The organism is Luteimonas abyssi, from assembly GCF_001482195.1.
Lineage (GTDB): Bacteria > Pseudomonadota > Gammaproteobacteria > Xanthomonadales > Xanthomonadaceae > Luteimonas > Luteimonas abyssi.
The window spans coordinates 3,733,017-3,751,609 of record NZ_KQ759763.1; the positions used below are offsets into that span (position 1 = coordinate 3,733,017).

15 protein-coding genes are annotated in these 18,593 nt (G+C 70.4%); 12 read left to right on the top strand and 3 right to left on the bottom strand.

Annotation, left to right across the window (positions count from 1 at the left end; all coding sequences use genetic code 11):
* Positions 1-93 precede the first annotated feature (93 nt).
* Complete coding sequence (locus tag RG19_RS16035; RefSeq protein WP_058836147.1) at positions 94-1,959, bottom strand: DUF885 domain-containing protein; 1,866 nt, start codon at positions 1,957-1,959, stop codon at positions 94-96.
* A 262-nt stretch (positions 1,960-2,221) separates the two neighbouring features.
* Positions 2,222-3,274 (bottom strand): LysR family transcriptional regulator, encoded by a 1,053-nt coding sequence (locus RG19_RS16040; protein WP_058836148.1) that lies wholly within the window; start codon positions 3,272-3,274, stop codon positions 2,222-2,224.
* Positions 3,275-3,641: 367 nt separating this feature from the next.
* On the opposite strand from RG19_RS16040, the gene RG19_RS16045 reads away from it, so the two are divergent.
* The 8 genes from RG19_RS16045 (at position 3,642) to RG19_RS16080 (ending at position 13,023) form a co-directional block, all read left to right on the top strand.
* On the top strand, positions 3,642-4,442 hold the full coding sequence (locus RG19_RS16045) for an SDR family NAD(P)-dependent oxidoreductase (protein WP_082672728.1): 801 nt from the start codon (positions 3,642-3,644) through the stop codon (positions 4,440-4,442).
* Positions 4,439-5,629: an efflux RND transporter periplasmic adaptor subunit gene (locus RG19_RS16050; RefSeq protein ID WP_058836150.1), complete on the top strand. Its 1,191-nt coding sequence runs from the start codon at positions 4,439-4,441 to the stop codon at positions 5,627-5,629. Before RG19_RS16045 ends, RG19_RS16050 begins: the two co-directional genes overlap by 4 nt.
* A gap of 177 nt (positions 5,630-5,806) precedes the next feature.
* Positions 5,807-8,980, top strand: coding sequence for an efflux RND transporter permease subunit (locus RG19_RS16055; RefSeq protein WP_058836151.1), 3,174 nt, complete (start codon positions 5,807-5,809; stop codon positions 8,978-8,980).
* Between the two features lie 47 nt (positions 8,981-9,027).
* Entirely contained in the window at positions 9,028-9,762 is a 735-nt protein-coding gene (locus RG19_RS16060) for an SDR family oxidoreductase (protein ID WP_058836152.1), read from the top strand.
* Complete coding sequence (locus tag RG19_RS16065) at positions 9,756-11,270, top strand: efflux transporter outer membrane subunit (protein WP_082672729.1); 1,515 nt, start codon at positions 9,756-9,758, stop codon at positions 11,268-11,270. The genes RG19_RS16060 and RG19_RS16065 overlap by 7 nt, the downstream gene beginning before the upstream one ends.
* Positions 11,271-11,484: 214 nt before the next feature.
* Positions 11,485-11,838, top strand: a complete 354-nt coding sequence (locus tag RG19_RS16070; protein WP_058836154.1) for a hypothetical protein — start codon at positions 11,485-11,487, stop codon at positions 11,836-11,838.
* A 172-nt stretch (positions 11,839-12,010) separates the two neighbouring features.
* Positions 12,011-12,622 (top strand): GTP cyclohydrolase I FolE, encoded by a 612-nt coding sequence (gene folE, locus RG19_RS16075; RefSeq protein WP_058836687.1) that lies wholly within the window; start codon positions 12,011-12,013, stop codon positions 12,620-12,622.
* Positions 12,622-13,023, top strand: coding sequence for a YchJ family protein (locus tag RG19_RS16080; RefSeq protein WP_058836155.1), 402 nt, complete (start codon positions 12,622-12,624; stop codon positions 13,021-13,023). The genes folE and RG19_RS16080 overlap by 1 nt, the downstream gene beginning before the upstream one ends.
* A 22-nt stretch (positions 13,024-13,045) precedes the next feature.
* On the opposite strand, the gene RG19_RS16085 is transcribed toward RG19_RS16080, so the two are convergent.
* A complete protein-coding gene (locus tag RG19_RS16085; protein ID WP_058836156.1) occupies positions 13,046-13,927 on the bottom strand; it encodes a transglutaminase family protein in 882 nt (293 codons plus the stop codon).
* Between the two features lie 142 nt (positions 13,928-14,069).
* On the opposite strand from RG19_RS16085, the gene egtB reads away from it, so the two are divergent.
* The 4 genes from egtB (at position 14,070) to RG19_RS16105 (ending at position 18,553) form a co-directional block, all read left to right on the top strand.
* Positions 14,070-15,362: an ergothioneine biosynthesis protein EgtB gene (gene egtB, locus RG19_RS16090; RefSeq protein ID WP_082672730.1), complete on the top strand. Its 1,293-nt coding sequence runs from the start codon at positions 14,070-14,072 to the stop codon at positions 15,360-15,362.
* Between the two features lie 4 nt (positions 15,363-15,366).
* Positions 15,367-16,329 (top strand): L-histidine N(alpha)-methyltransferase, encoded by a 963-nt coding sequence (gene egtD / locus RG19_RS16095; RefSeq protein WP_058836158.1) that lies wholly within the window; start codon positions 15,367-15,369, stop codon positions 16,327-16,329.
* 77 nt (positions 16,330-16,406) lie between these two features.
* Positions 16,407-17,645, top strand: a complete 1,239-nt coding sequence (locus RG19_RS16100; RefSeq protein WP_202905355.1) for a lytic murein transglycosylase — start codon at positions 16,407-16,409, stop codon at positions 17,643-17,645.
* The gene (locus tag RG19_RS16105) at positions 17,642-18,553 is read left to right on the top strand and encodes a D-hexose-6-phosphate mutarotase (protein WP_082672731.1); all 912 of its coding nucleotides are present in this window, start codon (positions 17,642-17,644) and stop codon (positions 18,551-18,553) included. The genes RG19_RS16100 and RG19_RS16105 overlap by 4 nt, the downstream gene beginning before the upstream one ends.
* The last annotated feature ends 40 nt before the right edge of the window (positions 18,554-18,593 follow it).

Below are 18,593 nucleotides of genomic sequence, written 5' to 3' on the forward strand. Positions count from 1 at the left end.
CACGCCCGGCGCGGGCACCGTGTCATCCGGTGCCGGCTCGTTGCGGCACGGCGGGATGCAGAGGCATCCCGCCGGATCGAGGCCAGCGTCGCGTCAGCCTGCCTGCTGCTGCGCGATCCACTGGTCCACGCGACGCTCCAGCAGGTCGAGCGGCATCGCGCCGCCGCCCAGGATGGTGTCGTGGAAGCCGCGGATGTCGAAGTCGTCGCCCAGCGCGGCCTCGGCCTTCCGACGCAACTCCTGCATCCGGATCATGCCGACCTTATAGGCCGTGGCCTGGCCCGGCATGATCAGGTAGCGACGCACTTCGGACTGGATCGCCGCCGGCGGCACCGAGGCGTTCTCGCGGAAGTAGTCGATCGCCTGCTGCTCGGTCCAGCCCTTGGCGTGCAGGCCGGTGTCGACCACCAGGCGGATCGCGCGCCACATTTCCGAAGTCAGCCGGCCGTACTCGGAATACGGATCCTCGTAGGTGCCGGGGATCTCGGTGGCCAGCCACTCGGAGTACAGGCCCCAGCCTTCGGTGTAGGCGGTGGTGAACGCCTGGGTGCGGAAGGTCGGCACGCCCTCGAGTTCCTGCGCGATCGAGATCTGCATGTGATGGCCCGGCAGGCCTTCGTGGTACGCGATCACCTCGAGCTCCGGCTTGGGCATCGCGTTCATGTCCGACAGGTGCGCGTAGTAGATGCCGGGACGCGAGCCGTCCGGGGTGCCCGGGAAGTAGTGCTGGGCGGCGCCGGGCTGTTCGCGGAACGGCTCCACCCGGCGCACCACGAGCTCGGCCTTGGGCAGCAGGCCGAAATACTCCGGCAGGTGCTCGCGGATGTTGTCGATCAGGCGCGTGGCCTCGTCGATGTAGGCCTGGCGACCCTCGTCGGTATCGGGGAACTTGAACTGCGGGTCGCTGCCGATGAAGGCGAAGAATGCCTGCAGGTCGCCGTCGAAGCCGACCCGGTCCTTGAGCGCTTCCATTTCGCCGCGCAGGCGCACGACTTCGTCCAGGCCCAGCTGATGGACCTCGTCGGCGCTCATGTCGGTGGTGGTGTTCTCGCGCAACTGGTAGGCGTAGTAATCCGCACCGTTGGCCTGGGTGGTGCCGACGCCGGCCGGATTCTCCAGTGCATTGGGCAGCTCTTCCTCGCTCCAGGCGATCAGGCGCTCGTAGGCGGGCGCGACCTGGTCGATCAGCGCGGTGCGTGCCTCCTCCTTCAGCGCGTCGGCGCGTTCGGCGTCGATCTCGCCGCTTTCCACCAGCGCATCGGCCTTGGCCTGCAGGTCGGCCCACAGCGCGCTGGCCTCGCCGTCGTCGAACGGCGCACCCGAGATCACCTTGCGCGACTGGTCGATCACGCCTTCGAAGGCGAAGCGCGGCGGGCGGATGCCCTGGCCGGCGGCGCCACGGGCGCGCTCGACGAGCTGGTCGAGCATGGTCGGCGCGGCGTTCAGGCGTGCGATGTAGGCCTGGTAGTCCTGCTCGTTCTCGACCTTGTGGAAGTTGATCAGGAAGGTCGGCAGCATGCTGTGCATGCCGTTCATCTGGTCGAACAGGTACGCGTTGGCGATGAAAGGCTCGCCTGCGCGCGCGCTCTCGTACTGGCGCTTCCACAGATCCCACGACAGCTTGGCCTCGTCGTCGAGGGCGTCGTAGTCGAAGGTGGACTCCATCTCCTGCACCGAGCGCGACAGCCATTCCAGGCGCTGGCGCTGGGCGGCCTCGGAGGCGTCGTCGAGCCGGTCGTTGAGATCCTTGCGGCCGAGGAAGGTCAGCTGCAGCGGGCTGAACTGCAACAGCTCCTCGTACTTGGTCTCGAACCAGGCGTTGAGGCGCGCGGATTCGTTCTCCGCCTGCTCGGTGGTGCCGTTGCCGGCGTTGGTGTCGGTGCTGGTGTTGGGCTGCGGCGAGCACGCCGCCAGGGCCAATGCGAGGGCCAGGGTGCTGCAGGCGAAGACGGGACGCACGGAATGCTCTCCTCGGGGGGTCAAGACGCCATTCTGCCGCGGATGGGCCCTGGCGACCCATGCCGCATGTCATGCCGGCCCGGGCGGCCGTCCATCCGCATTGCACCGGCGTTCCCGCCAGCGCGAAACGGTGTCGCGCGAGGCGCCCCTTCCCAAGCCCGCGAAGCCCGCGGTCGCTTCGAACAGGTCAGGCGGTCGACTCGATTCCGCGCCGGCGCCGCGCGCCGGGCACGTCGCCCCGCGCGCGGTCTCCCAGCGGCCTTCAGTCCGTGGCCACCGTCTCCAGGATGCGCCGCCCGGCCTGTTCCAACTCCGCCTCGTCGCGCCGCGCACCGTCGGCCCCGGTGCCCTGCTCGGCCTCGGTCTCGGTCTCGGTCTCGCAACGTGCCGCGAGCGGGCAGTGCAGCGACATGTAGTCGATCTCCAGATTCAGCCGTTCCAGCAGGAAATCCACGAATGCGCGGACCTTGGGCGATTGCACGTGGCCGCGCGGGAACACGGCGTTGAGCTGGTACTCGCCGCCCGTCCAGCCCGCCAGCACGCGCTTGACCAGGCCGTGTTCGACGGCCGGCTTGACCATGACGTCGGCGGCCATGATCAGGCCTTCGCCGCACACCAGCGCGCCCTTGAGGGCAGCCGGATCGTTGGCCACCAGAACCGGATTGATCGGGAAGTCGCGCGCGCCGTTGCCGTCGTCGAGCGTCCACTGGTACTGGTTGCCGTGCCGGTTCTTGGTCATCGCCAGCACCCGGTGATGCTGCAGGTCGTCGGGATGCAGCGGTTCGCCATGGCGTTCGAGATACGCGGTGCCGGCGAACACCTGGATGCGCAGCGAGCCCAGCGGGCGCGCGATGAGGTTGGAGTCGGGCAACTTGCCGAAGCGCAGCGCGACGTCGATCTCGCCGCCGATCAGATCCAGCGATTCGTTGGCCAGCAGCATCTCCACCCGGACTTCCGGATGGCGGGCATGGAACTCGCCCAGCAGCGGCGCGATCTTGTCGATGCCGATCGAGTACGGCGCGGTGAAGCGCAGCCACCCACGCGGGCCGGCCTGCAACTGGCTGACCGCGCTTTCGGCCTCGGTGAGATCGCGCGAGATGCGCTGGCTGTGTTCGAAGTAGACGTTGCCGGCCTCGGTGAGGCCGAGCCGGCGGGTGGTGCGATGGAGCAACTGCGCGCCCAGGCGCGTTTCCAGTTCCTGGACCTTGCGGCTGACGGTGGTCTTGGGCAGCCGCAGCGCGCGCGCCGCGGCGATGAAGCTGCCGTGCTCGACCACTTTGACGAAGACGAGCGTGTCGTTCAGATCGTGGGCCATGGGGGTGTCCTGTGAAGGCGGCGAGAGATTGGACCGATGTGGGGACAATTATTCCCTTCATCCACGGCTAATCAAGTGCTGCGCTGCGGCGTAAGGTGGCCGCCATCGCTCACGAGGAGCCGATCATGCCGCGTCGCCCGATGCCCCGCACGAACGCCCGCCGCGCCCAGCGCGGGGCGTTCGTGCCCCTGGAGATTCCGCCCCTTTCCCAGCTCATTCAACGGCTTGGACGAGGACGTCGGGGCGTGGCCGACGACAGCGTGGGCACGCGTCCCGCCCCCGCCGGGCGGTCCGTGCATGGCGTCCCGGGGCCGACCTGCGGCCGATTGGATCGGACCACGGGAGGGATAATCCCGGAGGAGGGACAATGAGTTCGGTTCTCGTTCTCGGGGCTGGCGGCCCGCTCGGCTTGGGCATCGTCGATGCCGCGCTGGAGAGCGGTCGGCCGGTGCTGGCGGTCGCCGAATCCGCCGACGCCGTCGAAGCGCTGCAGACGCGCGCGGGCGACGGTTGCCTGGACGTGTTCGAGACGGCGCTGGCCAACGAGGACAACGCCGCGGCGCTGGCACGCCGTATCGATGCCGGCGGCCACCGCCTGGACGGGGTGGTGGCCGCCATCGGCGGGGAGAGCGCCTGCGGGCGCCTGCTCGACCAGCCGGCCGAGGTGCTCAGGCGCACGCTCGACGAGGAGCTGCTGCCGCACCTGGCCGCGGCGCGCCATCTGTTCCCGCTGCTCACCCGGCAACGGCGCAGCGGCTATGTGCTCGTGGGCGGGCCCGGTGCCGATTACCCCTGGGCCGGTTACGGCCATCGCTCCATCGCGGCCGCGGCCCTGCGCATGCTCGCGCGCGTGCTCCACGAGGAGGCGCGCCAGGCCGGGCTGCAGGTGCATCTGCTGTCGGTCCAGGCCTCCGAGCGTGGCCCGGGGCCGTGTTCGAGCCTGGACATGCCGTGGCCGCAGGCCCGCGCGGCGGGACGGCGCGCGCTGTCCCTGCTCGAGGCGCCACCAGCCACCGAACGCTGCGTGGTCGCATGGCCGCCGCCGAGGTCATTGACCTCGACCAAGGTCGAGGCCGCACGCTGCGCCCCCCTTCCGGTCGTCGACGCCAAGGACGTCGTCGACCGCCTGCTCGCGTCCCCCGTCTTTTCCAGGAATCCCACGTCATGAACACCCCTCTGTCTTCCACGCCTAGAACCCTGTCGCGCCGCATCGCGCTGCCGGCCCTGACCGTCCTGGCCAGCCTCGTGCTGGCCGCCTGCAGCAGCCAGGCCCAGCCGGGCGAGATGCCGCCGCCGGAGGTGAGCGTCGCCCAGGTGCAGCCGCAGCGCGTCGTCGAATGGGACGAATACACCGGTCGCGTGGTGTCGCCGGAAACCGTCGAACTGCGCCCGCGCGTGAGCGGCTACGTCGATCGCGTCGCGTTCGAGGAAGGCGACGAGGTCGCCAAGGGCGACCTGCTGTTCGTGATCGACCCGCGTCCGTACCGGGCGGCCCTGGCGCGTGCCGAGGCGCAGCTCGCGCAGGCGCGGAGTCAGGCCCAGCTGGCCACGTCGCAGAACCGGCGCGCCGAGGAACTGCTGGCGGTCAACGCGATCTCGCGTGAGGAGTTCGAATCCCGCGATGCCGGCGCCGCCCAGGCCGAGGCCGAGGTCAGTGCCGCCCAGGCGGCGGTGGCCACCGCGCGCCTGGACCTGCAGTTCACCGAAGTGCGTTCGCCGATCAACGGCCGCGCCGGGCGCGCGCTGGTCACCGCCGGCAACCTCGCCCAGGCCGACGCGACCGCGCTGACCACGGTGGTCTCGATCAATCCGGTGCACGTGTACTTCGAGACCGACGAGCAGCGCTTCCTGCACTACCAGGCGCTGGCCCGCAACGGCAGTCGCGAAAACGGCGGCAACGAGGTGCGCGTGGGGTTGTCCAACGACGACGGCTTCCCGCACACCGGCGTGGTCGACTTCATCGACAACCGCATCGATCCGCGCACCGGCACCATCCGTGCCCGCGCGGTGGTGGACAACGCCGATCGCACGTTCACTCCCGGCCTGTTCGCCCGCCTGCAGCTGGCCGGTGGCGCCCGCGCCGAGGCGGTGCTGATCGACGACCGTGCGGTCATCACCGATCAGGACCGCAAGTTCGTCTACGTGCTGGGCGAGGGCGACACCGCGCAGCGCCGCGACATCGTCACCGGCCGCCGCGTGGATGGCCTGCGTCTGGTGGAGGACGGCCTGGCCGCCGGCGACCGGGTGATCGTGCACGGCGTGCAGAAGGTGTTCATGCCGGGCATGCCGGTGCGGCCGACCGAGATCGCCATGGGCGATCCGCCGCCGTCGCCGCAACTCGCCCAGGCCGAGTAACCGATCCACGTCGCGCCCGCCAGGAGCGGGTGCGACGACGTGTTTTCCCCGCCCGGCCGCCTGCGCGGTCACGGCCGTCTTCCCCGGGGCGGTCTCCCTCTCCCGACGCGCTTCGTGCCGCCGGGCGGGACCTTTTCGCTCTCCATCGCGACGCGCGCGTCGCAGAAGGAACCTCCGATGGACTTCTCAAAATTCTTCATCGACCGGCCGATCTTCGCCGCGGTGCTGTCGATCATCATCTTCGTGTCCGGCCTGATCGCGATGCCATCGCTGCCGATCAGCGAGTACCCCGAGGTGGTGCCGCCTTCGGTGGTGGTGCGCACCGTCTATCCCGGCGCCAATCCGCAGGTCATCGGCGAGACCGTCGCGACGCCGCTCGAAGAGGCCATCAACGGCGTCGAGGACATGATGTACATGAAGTCGGTCAGCGGCTCCGACGGCGTGCTGCAGATGACCGTGACCTTCCGCCCGGGGACCGATCCCGACGAAGCCGCGGTCAAGGTGCAGAACCGGGTGGCGCAGGCCGAGGCCCGGTTGCCCGAGGACGTGCGACGGCAAGGCGTGACCGTGCAGAAGCAGTCGCCGACGTTCCTGATGGTGGTGCATCTGACCTCGCCCGGCGGCGAGTACGACACGCTGTACCTGCGCAACTACGCCCGCCTGCATGTACGCGACCAGATCGCCCGGATCACCGGCGTCGGCGAGGCGCAGATCTTCGGTGGCGGCGACTATGCGATGCGCGCCTGGCTCGATCCCGACCGCATCGCGTCGATGGACATGACCGCGAGCGACGTCATCCGTGCGATGCGCGAACAGAACGTGCAGGTCTCGGCCGGACAGCTCGGTGCCGAGCCCATTCCCGACAGCCAGTTCCTGACCCTCATCAACGCCCAGGGCCGGCTGCGCACGACCGACGAGTTCGGCGACATCGTGCTCAAGACCGGCGACGACGGCGAGCTCGTACGCCTCTCCGACGTGGCCCGGCTGGAGCTCGGTGCCGGGGATTACACCTTGCGCGCCCAGCTCGACGGGCAGAACGCGGTGGGCATCGGCGTGTTCCAGGCGCCGGGCGCCAACGCGCTGCAGATCCGCGACGAAGTGATCGCGACGATGGATGGACTGTCGGCGCGGTTCCCGGAAGGCGTGCAGTACGAGGCCGTCTACGACACCACGATCTTCGTGCGCGACTCGATCGGCTCGGTGGTCACCACCCTGCTCGAGGCCGTGCTGCTGGTGGTGCTGGTGGTGATCGTGTTCCTGCAGACCTGGCGCGCCTCGATCATTCCGCTGCTGGCGGTGCCGGTGTCGATCGTCGGCACCTTCGCGGTGCTCAACCTGCTCGGCTTCTCCATCAATACGTTGACCTTGTTCGGCCTGGTCCTGGCGATCGGCATCGTGGTCGACGATGCGATCGTGGTGGTCGAGAACGTCGAGCGCCACATCGAGAACGGGGCGCAACCTCTGGAGGCCGCGCATCTGGCGATGAAGGAAGTGTCCGGGCCGATCATCGCGATCACCACGGTGCTGTGCGCGGTGTTCATCCCGATGGCGTTCCTGGATGGCGTGACCGGCCAGTTCTACAAGCAGTTCGCCGTCGCCATCGCGATCTCGGTGGCGATCTCGGGCCTGAACTCGTTGACCCTCTCGCCCGCCCTCGCGGCGCGCCTGCTGAAGCCGCACGACGCGCCCAAGGATGCGTTGTCGCGAGGCATCGACCGGGTGTTCGGTCGTTTCTTCGCCGCATTCAACCGGTTCTTCGGCGCAAGTTCGGAGCGCTATCAGCGCACCATCGGCCGCGTGCTGGGTCGCCGCGGTGCGGCGTTCGTGGTGTACGCGATCCTGCTGGTCGCCACCGGCACCATGTTCAAGCTGGTCCCGCCCGGCTTCATCCCGGTGCAGGACAAGCTGTACCTGATCGCCGGCGTCAAGCTGCCCGAAGGTGCGTCGATCTCCCGGACCGACGAGATGCTGCGCAAGGTGACCGACCTCGCGTCCGAAACCGAGGGCGTGGCCCATGCGATCTCGTTCCCCGGTCTCAACGCGCTGCAGTTCACCAATACGCCGAACACCGGCCTGTCGTTCATCATCCTCGAACCGTCGTCGGCGCGTGCCCGCAGCGCCGAAGCCATCAATGCTGAGATCAACCAGAAGATCGCCGGGCTGCAGGAGGGCTTCGCGTTCTCGATGATGCCGCCGCCGATCCTGGGCCTGGGCAACGGTTCGGGCTATCAGCTGTTCATCGAGGATCGCGGCAACCACGGGTTCGGCGCGTTGCAGGATGCGGTGAACGCGCTGTCGGGCACCATCGCGCAAACGCCGGGGCTGAGCTTCCCGATCACCAGCTATCAGGCCAACGTGCCGCAGCTCGACGCCGAGATCGACCGCGAGCGGGCGAAGGCGCAGGGCGTGCCGCTGACCGAGCTGTTCGACACCCTGCAGACCTATCTGGGCTCGACCTACGTCAACGACTTCACCCAGTTCGGCCGCACCTGGCAGGTGATCGCCCAGGCCGACGGCCAGTTCCGCGGCGACGTCGAGGACATCGGCCGGTTGCGCACCCGCAACGAGGCCGGCGAGATGGTGCCGATCGCGTCGATGGTGAACGTGCGCGAGACCTTCGGGCCGGATCCGGTGCTGCGCTACAACGCCTACCCGGCGGCCGATCTGGCCGGCGAGTCCGATCCGCGGGTGCTGTCGTCGACCCAGGCGATGCAGGCCGTGCAGGGCATCGCCGACCAGGTGCTGCCCGACGGGATGGAGCTGACCTGGACCGATCTGAGCTATCAGCAGTCCACCCAGGGCAATGCGGCCTACATCGTGTTCCCGCTCGCGGCACTGCTGGCGTTCCTGGTGCTGGCGGCGCTGTACGAGAGCTGGTCGCTGCCGCTGGCGGTGATCCTGATCGTGCCCATGTGTCTGCTGTCGGCGATGTTCGGCGTGTGGATGACCGGCGGCGACAACAACGTCTTCGTGCAGGTCGGTCTGGTCGTACTGATGGGACTGGCGTGCAAGAACGCGATCCTGATCGTCGAGTTCGCCCGCGAGCTCGAACAGCAGGGCCGCGGCATCGTCGACGCGGCGCTGGAAGCCTGCCGCCTGCGTCTGCGCCCGATCATCATGACCTCGATCGCGTTCTGTGCCGGCGTAGTGCCGCTGATGCTGTCGTCCGGCGCGGGCAGCGAGGTGCGTGCGGTGACCGGTATCACCGTGTTCGCCGGCATGGTCGGCGTGACCCTGTTCGGCCTGTTCCTGACCCCGGTGTTCTACGTCGCCCTGCGCAAGCTGGTGACCCGCGGCGAGGCCCCTCACTCCGCCGTCGGCGAGGCCCCCCGACCCGCGACGCAGGCCTGAGCCTGCGCCGCTCCTTCTCTCCTTTCCTCCCGCACAAGGACATCAGAATGAACGCTTCTTCCCGCATCGCTTTGGTCACCGGCGCCACCCGCGGCATCGGCCTGCACACTGTGCGGCAGCTGGCCGAGGCCGGCGTGCACACCCTGTTGGCCGGTCGCGACCAGGGTCGCGCCGTCGAGGCCGCGCTGGCCCTGCAGGCCGACGGCTTGCCGGTGGAGTCCATCGCGCTGGACGTCACCGATGCCGACACGATCGCCGCCGCCGTCGCTCAGGTCGAAGCCCGCCACGGGCGGCTCGATATCCTGGTCAACAATGCCGGTATCGGGCTCGACGACCGGAGCCTGTCGCCGTCGCAACAGACGCTCGACACCTGGCGCAAGACCTTCGAGACCAACGTCTTCGGCCTGGTCGCGGTGACCCAGGCGTTCCTGCCGCTGCTGCGCAAGTCGGCGGCCGGCCGCATCGTCAACGTGTCCAGCCTGCTCGGCTCGGTGGCCCTGCACACACAGCCCGGCTCGCCGATCTACGACATCAAGCTACCCGCCTACGATGTCTCCAAGAGCGCGGTGAACGCGTGGACGGTACATCTGGCCTACGAGCTGCGTGACACCGCTATCCGCGTCAACACCATCCACCCCGGTTACGTGAAGACCGACATGAACGCTGGCGAGGGTGAGCTGGAGATCGCCGACGGCGCGAAAACCAGCGTGGCCCTGGCGCTGGCCGGCGACGACGCGCCGAACGGCAGTTTCCGCTACTTCGACGAGGTGCTGCCATGGTGATCCCGACGCCCGTCCCGACGGTCCTGCCGCCCATCCCGTCCCGGGGTGCGCGGGCATTGCGCACCCCGGTCATGGGCGTGCTCGCCGCCGCACTGCTGTCCGCGTGCGCGGTCGGCCCCGATCACGTCCGTCCGGCGCCGCCGGCGCTGGCCGACACGTTCCGCGACCCCGGCCCGGCCACCGCCGACGTCGCCGGCACGGAGACGCTGGCGTCGGACGCGGCGTTCTGGAGCGCCTTCGACGATCCGCTGCTCGACGGTCTGGTGGCCGACGCGCTCGCCCACAATCACGACCTGCAGGCCGCGCTGGCGCGCTACGACCAGGCCAATGCGTTGCTGCGCGGGGCGCGCTTCGATTTCCTGCCCACGATCACCGTGCAGGGCGAGGCCGCCTCGACACGCTCGGCTGCCGACGCGCTGCCGGGCACGCCGCGCGCGGCGCGCGACGCCGACAGCTACAGCGCCGGCGTCGCGGCATCCTGGGAACTGGATGTCTTCGGTCGCGTGCGCCGCAACGTCGAGTCCGGGCGCGCAGGTGCGGCCGCCCAGGCGGCCGACCTGCAGGCGTTGCAGGTGGCGATCGTCGGCGAGGTGGTCTCGACCTACGTGGAACTGCGTGGCCTGCAGGAGCGTTTGCGGGTGGCGCAGGGCAATGTCGACAACCAGGCCGAAACCCTGTCGCTGGTGCAGGCCCGGGTGGACGCCGGGCGCGGCAGCGAGTTCGACGTCGCCCGCGCCCGCGCGCAGCTCGAGAGCACGCGCGCCCTGGTGCCCGCATTGGATGCGCAGGCGGGCGTGGCGATGCACCGGCTGGGCGTGTTGACCGGCCAGGTCCCGGACACGATGGTGCCGGATCTGTCGGTCGCGCATCCGTTGCCGGCGCTGCCGCCGCGGCTCGATCCGGATTCGCCCGGCGGCCTGCTGCGCAGGCGCCCGGACGTGCTGGCCGCCGAGCACCGGTTGCACGGTGCGACCGCGCGTATCGGCGTGGCCACGGCCGACCTGTTCCCGCGCTTCACCCTGTCGGGTCTGATCGGCAGTCAGGCGATCGACAGCAGCGCCTTGTTCGAGCGCGACAGCGAGACCCGCTTCGTGGCCCTGGGGATCGACTGGTCGTTCCTGGACATCGGCCGGGTCCGGGCGCGGATCGCGGCCAGCGAGGCCGGTGCTGACGAGGCGCTGGCCGACTACCGGCGCACGGTGCTGCTGGCGCTCGAGGATGCCGGCAACGCGCTGCTCCGCTACGGCCGGGCGCGCACCGAAGACGAGCATCTCGGCCGTGCGGCGCAGGACAGCGCGCGCGCTGCGGAGCTGGCGCGGATCCGCTTCGACGCCGGCGCGGCCGATCTGCTCGAGGTGCTGGACGCCGAACGCACCCGCCTGCAGGCCGAGGACGCGTTCGCGCAGGCGCGCGCGCGCAGCGTCAACGGCGCGGTAGCGGTCTATCGCAGCTTCGCCGGGGGCTGGCCGCAGCAGTTGCCCGAGCGGGTTGCCTTCGGGCAGCGGTAAGGCGTCGACGCCAGGGTCCGGGCGGGGCGGGCATCCGCCGCCGCCCGGGACCTCGGCAGCGCCAGGACGCGGGTTTCGCCCCGATCCCGGTGGGCGTCTGAACGGTGCGCATCGCCGTGGTCCATTCAGCCGTGGAATTCACCGTTTGCCGACCCCGTCCGCGTCTAGTGTCGCAGCCGACCCCTCCCCCCGGCGCCGACCGCCGACACCCGACATGGACAAGCCCGACGCCGCCGTCGCATCGCCCGCCTCCGCCGCGGCCATGGCCGGCCAGCCCCGAGCGGACGAATCACCGTACGAGTACTACCGGCGCACCTATCGCGATACGCCGTACTACTCCAGCGGTCGCACCTGGGCGGATTACGCCCCGGCCTATCGCTACGCCATGGAGGCGACCGCGAAAGGGCCGCCCGACGCCACGTTCGAACCGATCGAGTCCCGCCTCGAAGCTGGCTGGGAGGCGGCCCGGGACGGCTCCCGTCTGTCCTGGCCCGAGGCCCGGGGCGCGGTGCGCCATGTGTTCGCGGATACGCAGGTACGACGCGCGAATACCCGCCGGTTCTCCTGAGCGAGCGCGCCGCGGCCGGCGACGCAGGCCCGGCCGCGCAGGTGGCGTGCCCGCGGACCCCGTCGGTCGCCGGAACGCCCGGTTGTCTGGACGAATCGCCGATCCACGATGCGGCGCGTTCGATCCGGGCGGTACCATGGTCGGCCCGAATGCGATGCATGGATCGACCCCCATGAGCCAGCCCAAGACCCCGGACGCGGCGCCGTCCCCCGTGACCCAGGATCAGGCCGAGGACGCCGTGCGCGTCCTGCTGCGCTGGGCCGGCGACGATCCGGAGCGCGAAGGCCTGCTGGACACGCCCAAGCGGGTGGCCAAGGCCTATCGCGAGTGGTTCAGCGGTTATGCGCTCGATCCCGACGAGTACCTCGCGCGGACCTTCGAGGAGGTCGAGGGCTACGACGAGATGATCGTGCTGCGCGACATCGAGTACGAAAGCCACTGCGAGCACCACATGGCGCCGATCATCGGCCGCGTGCACGTCGGTTATCTGCCTGCGGGCAAGGTCGTGGGCATCAGCAAGCTGGCGCGCGTGGTGGACGCCTACGCCAAGCGCTTCCAGGTGCAGGAAAAGATGACCGCGCAGATCGCCGGCTGCATCCAGCGCGCGCTGGGTCCGCAGGGCGTGGGCGTGGTGGTGGAAGGCGCGCACGAATGCATGACCACCCGTGGCGTGCACAAGCGCGGGGTGAGCATGGTGACCTCGACCATGCTGGGTGCGTTCCGCGACGATGCGCGCACCCGCGCCGAGTTCCTGCGCTTCATCGAGACCCGCGGCGCGCGCTGATGGGCGCCGCGATCTGCCCCTGCGGCACGGGGCGCGCGTACGCCGCGTGCTGCGGTCCGCTGCATGCGGGGGCGCCCGCCGTCGATGCGGAAGCGCTGATGCGTTCGCGCTACAGCGCCTACGTGCGCGAAGACCACGAGTACCTGCTGCGCAGCTGGCACCCCGATACGCGCCCGACGGCGATCGAAGGCGGTGACGATCCTCGTCCCACCTGGCTCGGCCTGAAAATCCTCTCGCACCGGGCCGACGATGCCGACCGCGCACGGGTCGCGTTCGTGGCCCGGTACCGGGTCGGCGGCGGCAGCGCGGTGCGGATGCGCGAACACAGCCGCTTCGTGCGCGAAGGCGCGCACTGGTTCTATCTCGACGCACAGGGCGACGCGCCCGACGGGCCGGCGTGAACGCCGCGCGGCCCGGCCGCCGCTAGTCCGCGACGGCACGGACGTCCACCACGACCTCCATCGTCGTGAACGCGTCGGCCGGCCCCGCGTAGCTGCCGGACACGGGCATCACCTGCGCGATGTCGCGGCCGACCGCCACCGGCACCAGGTGCGCGCCCCCCATCCTGCGGTTCGTGGGATCGAAGGCGATCCACCCGGCGTCCGGCAGATACACCTCGGCCCAGGCATGGGTGGACCCGGCGCCGACGGTGCCGGCCGTCCCGTCCGCCGGCGCGCCCGGGTCGTGCAGATAGCCGGACACGATCCGGGCCGCGAGCCCGAGCGTCCGGACCGACTCGACGAACAGGACGGCGAGGTCGCGGCACGAGCCCCGGCCGCGCGCCAGCGTCGCCAGCGGGCGTTGCGTGCCCTCGTCCTGGCGCGGTTCGTAGGCGATCGCGCCGTGGACGCCCGCGTTGAGGTCCTGCAGCAGCGAGAGGGTGTCGATCGCCGTGCCGCGCACGAACGTCCGTGCCCATCGCGACAGGTCGCCGTCGGCGTCGGGAGGCTGCGGCACCGCGAGCGCGCCCAGGTCCAGCCGCTCCTCGTCGTCGTAGCGGAACGGGTAGCGCATCGCACGGACGGCGATGTCGAACACCGGCCAGGCCGCCGCGGCGAGCGTCAGCGTCGAGGCGCCACGGATGACAAGGTGATCGGTCGGGTGCTCGAACCGCGCCGTCGCCGTGGCGTTGCCGGCGACGTCCAGCGACCAGCCGAGCGTGGCCCGGGGCGAGACATCGATCGACATCGATCTCAGGCGAAGGTCGGGGCTCTCCCGCGGGCGCAGCAACAGGCGATGCGGGTGCAGCAGGACCGGGGCCCGGTAGCGGTACGTGGTGGTGTGCAGGATCCGCAACGTGGCCATGGATGCCCCCCGCCGCGGTGAAGATCCGCTTCGTCCGCAGCAGCGCCGGGCGTCGAAGCGCCCGCGATGGCGCCGGGCCGAGCCCCATCCTGCACGCGTTGCCGTGACGCCGCGGTCACCTGGGCGAATGCAGCCTTGCACGATGCACGCGGTCCCGCACGCCACCCCCGATTCTGACGACCTGCGTCGTCTGTATGCGCACGTGCGCGGACGCAGCCTGGCGCTGGCCGCACCGTTGTCGGCCGAGGACGCGATGGTCCAGAGCATGGCCGACGCGAGTCCCGCCAAGTGGCACCTCGCGCACACCACCTGGTTCCTGGAGCGTTTCGTACTGGCGCGACGGCCGGGATACGCGCCCTTCGCGCCCGAGTGGGATGTGCTGCTCAACAGCTACTACCAGAGCGTCGGTCCCATGCATGCGCGGCCCCGGCGCGGACAGCTGTCGCGGCCGTCGCTGGAGGCGGTGCGCGACTACCGGCATGAGATCGACACCCGCATCCAGGCGCGTTTCGCCGCCGACGATCTGGACGATGCGGCGCGCCGCCATCTGCTGCTCGCGTTGCAGCACGAGCAGCAACACCAGGAACTGCTGCTGACCGATATCAAGCACGCGTTCTGGTGCAACCCGCTGCAGCCCGCGTATCGCGACGACCTTCCGCATCCGCACGGACGGATCCACCCGCAGTCCTGGATCGACGTCGACGAGGCCATCGTCGACATCGGCGCGCCGCCGTGGCCGGGCGAAGACGGGTTCGCCTACGACAACGAATCCCCCCGTCACCGCGTGCTGGTGCCGGCGCACGCGCTGGCCGCGCGTCCCGTGTCGAATGGCGAGTACCGCGGGTTCGTCGAGGACGGCGGCTATCGCGAGGCTGCGCACTGGCTGAGCGACGGCTGGGCCACGGTGCAGGCGCAGGGATGGACGCGGCCGCTGTACTGGCATGAGGATCTCGTGCACGCGCACACCCTGGGCGGCCGGCGGCCTCTGGATCCGGCCGCGCCGGTCTGTCATCTGAGCTACTACGAGGCCGAGGCATTCGCGCGCTGGGCCGGCGCGCGCCTGCCCACCGAGTTCGAGTGGGAGCGCGCCGCCGCGGCGCTCGGTCCGCCGCACGGCCACTTCGCCGACGACGACGTGCTGGAGCCACAGGCCGATGCCACGCAGTCGGACGGCGCATCGGCGACCGGCATGCCGGTGCAGCTGTTCGGCGATGTCTGGGAGTGGACGTCCAGCGCGTACGGTCCCTGGCCCGGCTACGCGCCGTGGTCGGGCAGCATCGGCGAGTACAACGGCAAGTTCATGGTCGGCCAGTGGGTGTTGCGCGGCGGCAGTTGCGCCACCGCACGCGGGCACATCCGTGCGACCTACCGCACCTTCTTTCCGCCCGATGCGCGCTGGCAGTTCGCCGGCGTGCGTCTGGCCCACGATCGTTGATCCCATGGCGCCCGAACACGCATTGCTCGATCTGCAACCCACACCCGAACGCATCCGCGCCGATATCGTCGAAGGCCTCTCCCAGGTCCCGAAGCGGCTGCCGTCCAAGTATTTCTACGATGCCGAGGGCTCGCGCCTGTTCGAGCAGATCACCCGGCAACCGGAGTACACGCTGACCCGGGTCGAACTGGCATTGCTGGAAGCGGTGCTGCCCGATGTCGCGGCCGCGGTGGGGCCGGGCCTGCGGGTGGTCGAGTACGGCAGCGGCAGTGGCCGCAAGACCGAACTGTTGCTGGCCGGGCTTCACGACCCGGTCGCCTACACGCCCGTGGAGATCTCCCGCAGTGCGTTGACCGCCAGCGTCGAGCGCCTGCAGGCGCAGTTCCCCGGGATCGAGATGTTGCCGGTGCTGGCCGATTTCACCGGCAGCATCGAGCTGCCGGCGCCCGTACGCGATGTGCGCGACGTGCTGGTGTTCTTTCCCGGTTCGACGCTGGGCAACTTCACCCATGCGCAGTCGGTCGAGTTGCTGCAGGGCATGCGTGCGCTGCTCGGACACGACGGCCGTGCGCTGCTGGGTTTCGACCTGGACAAGGCGCCCGCTAAGGTCGAGGCCGCCTACAACGATGCGGCCGGGATCACGGCCGCGTTCACCCTGAATCTGCTGACCCGGCTCAACCGCGAGATCGGCGCCGATTTCGATCCCGATGGCTTCGCGCACCGCGCGGTGTACGCACGCGAGCGCATGTGCATCGAGACCTCGCTGGTCAGCCGGCGCGTGCAGACGGTGCACGTGGCAGGACACGCGTTCGCGTTCGCGGAGGGTGAGGCCATGGCGGTGGAGATCAGCCAGAAGTACACCCGCGACAGCGTGGCCACCCTGGCGCGGCAGGCGGGTCTGTGCCTGGATCGCTGGTGGACCGACCCCGACGAGGGCTTCGCGCTCGGGCTGCTGGCGCCGGCATGAACGCCCGGCGCCCACCGCATACGGGCCCGGCGATGGCTGGGTATGCTCCGCACACCCACGGACGTGGAACCGCCCGCATGATGTTTCGTTCTCTCGCCGCACTCCTGCTCGCGCTGCCGTTCTCGCAGGCGTTCGCGCAGACGCCGGACACCGCCGTGGCGCCGGCCGTTCCGGCCGCCGACCCGGCGTTCGCGCGCTGCCTGTCCGGTCTGAAGCAGGCCGCGGCGGGTCAGGGCGTGCCGGCGGCGTCGTTCGACCGTTTCACCGCCGGGCTGGCGGCCGACCGCAGCGTGCTCGAGCTGCTCGATGCGCAGCCGGAATTCACCACGCCGATCTGGGATTACCTGGCCGGCCTCGTCGACGACCAGCGCGTGGCCGACGGCCGCGCCATGCTCACCGAGCACGCGGACCTGCTGCAGCGGGTGGAAGCGCGCTACGGCGTCGATCCCGCCACGGTGGTGGCGGTGTGGGGCGTGGAGAGCGATTACGGCCGCATCTTCGGCAAGCGGCCGCTGCTGGTCTCGCTGGCGACGCTGTCGTGCGAAGGGCGCCGGCAATCGTTCTTCCGCAACGAGTTCATCACCACGCTCAAGCTGCTGCACGCCGGCGACATCCGCCCCGAGGGGCTCACCGGGTCTTGGGCCGGGGCGTTCGGGCACACCCAGTTCATGCCCAGCACCTACGAGCGCATCGCGGTGGACTTCGACGGCGACGGCCGTCGCGATCTGGTGGGCAGCATTCCCGATGCGCTGGGTTCCACCGCCAATTACCTCAAGCAGTCGAACTGGCGCACCGGGCAGCCCTGGGGCTTCGAGGTGCGGGTGCCTTCAGGCTTCGACGCGTCGCAGGCCGGGCGCACCAGCCGCCGGCCGCTGTCGGACTGGGCGGCGCGCGGCGTGCGCCGGCTCGACGGCTCGCCGCTGGTGGCCGACGGCCTCGCCGCCGACACCCGCTCGGCGCTGTTGCTGCCCGCCGGTGCGCAGGGACCCGCGTTCGTGGTGTTCCGCAACTACGACGCGATCTATTCCTACAACGCCGCGGAGAGCTATGCGCTGGCGATCGCGTTCCTCGCCGACCGCCTGCGTGGCGGCACGATCCCGCAGGCCGCCTGGCCGACCGACGATCCGGGACTGTCGCGGGCGCAGCGGCGCGAGCTGCAGACGCTGCTGCTCGCACGTGGCCACGACATCGGCGAGGTCGACGGCATGATCGGCACCAACACCCGGCGTGCGATCCGGACCGAGCAGCAGCGGCTGGGACTCGCCCCGGCCGACGGCCGCGCCGGCCAGCGCATCCTGGACGCGCTGTCGCGATGACGACCGGCGTGCCCGGGCCGGTGCCCGATGCCGTGCTCGCCGAGGGCGCGGTCCGGGCCACGCTGCTGGACGAGCGGCCGGGCTGGCGCATCGAGACCGCGCAGGCCATCGCCGAGGTGAGTGCGTACGGCGGGCAGGTCCTGGCCTGGCGGCCGTCCGGCCAGACCGAGGACGTGTTCTGGCGGACTTCGCAGCCCCGGCCGGCGCCGGCGCCGCTGCGCGGCGGGGTACCGGTGTGCTGGCCGTGGTTCGGTCGCCGCGAGGACGTGCCGGACCTGCCGGCCCATGGGGTGGTCCGCACACAGGCGTGGCGGCTCACCGATACGTGGATCGATGCCGACGGTGTCGTCGCCATGACGCTGGTGCCGGAGGGCGGTTCGGTCGACGGCCTGACGTTGACCCAGGAACTGCGGATCGGGCAGACGTTCGAGCAGACCCTGGTGAGCCACAACGTGGGCGATGTGCCGCTGTTGCTGACACAGGCGCTGCACAGCTATTTCCGCGTCGGCGACGCGCTGGGCGTCGAGGTCGACGGCCTCGACGGCCACGATTACCTGGACAAGTTCGAACACTACGCCGCGCTGAGACGGCAACGCGGGCCTTGGTCGCTGTACGACCTGCGCGACCCCGGGCGCAGCGACCGGATCTACGTCGAGGCGGAGGGACGCTACGTGCTGCGCGACCCGGCGTTCGACCGCAGCCTGCGATTGACCTCCGCCGGCAGCCGGTCGCTGGTGGTGTGGAACCCGGGTGAGGCCGGCGGCCGGGCGATGGACGACGTAGGCGATGCGTGGCGCGCCTTCGTCTGCCTGGAAGTCGCCAACGCCGGCACCGACCGCGTCACCCTGGCGCCCGGGACCAGCCACCGCCTGTCGCAGCGGATCGAGGTCGTCGCCGGGCTGCCCTGAGCGGACGCATCGCCGTGGAGGAGCGCGGCGCGGCCGTATG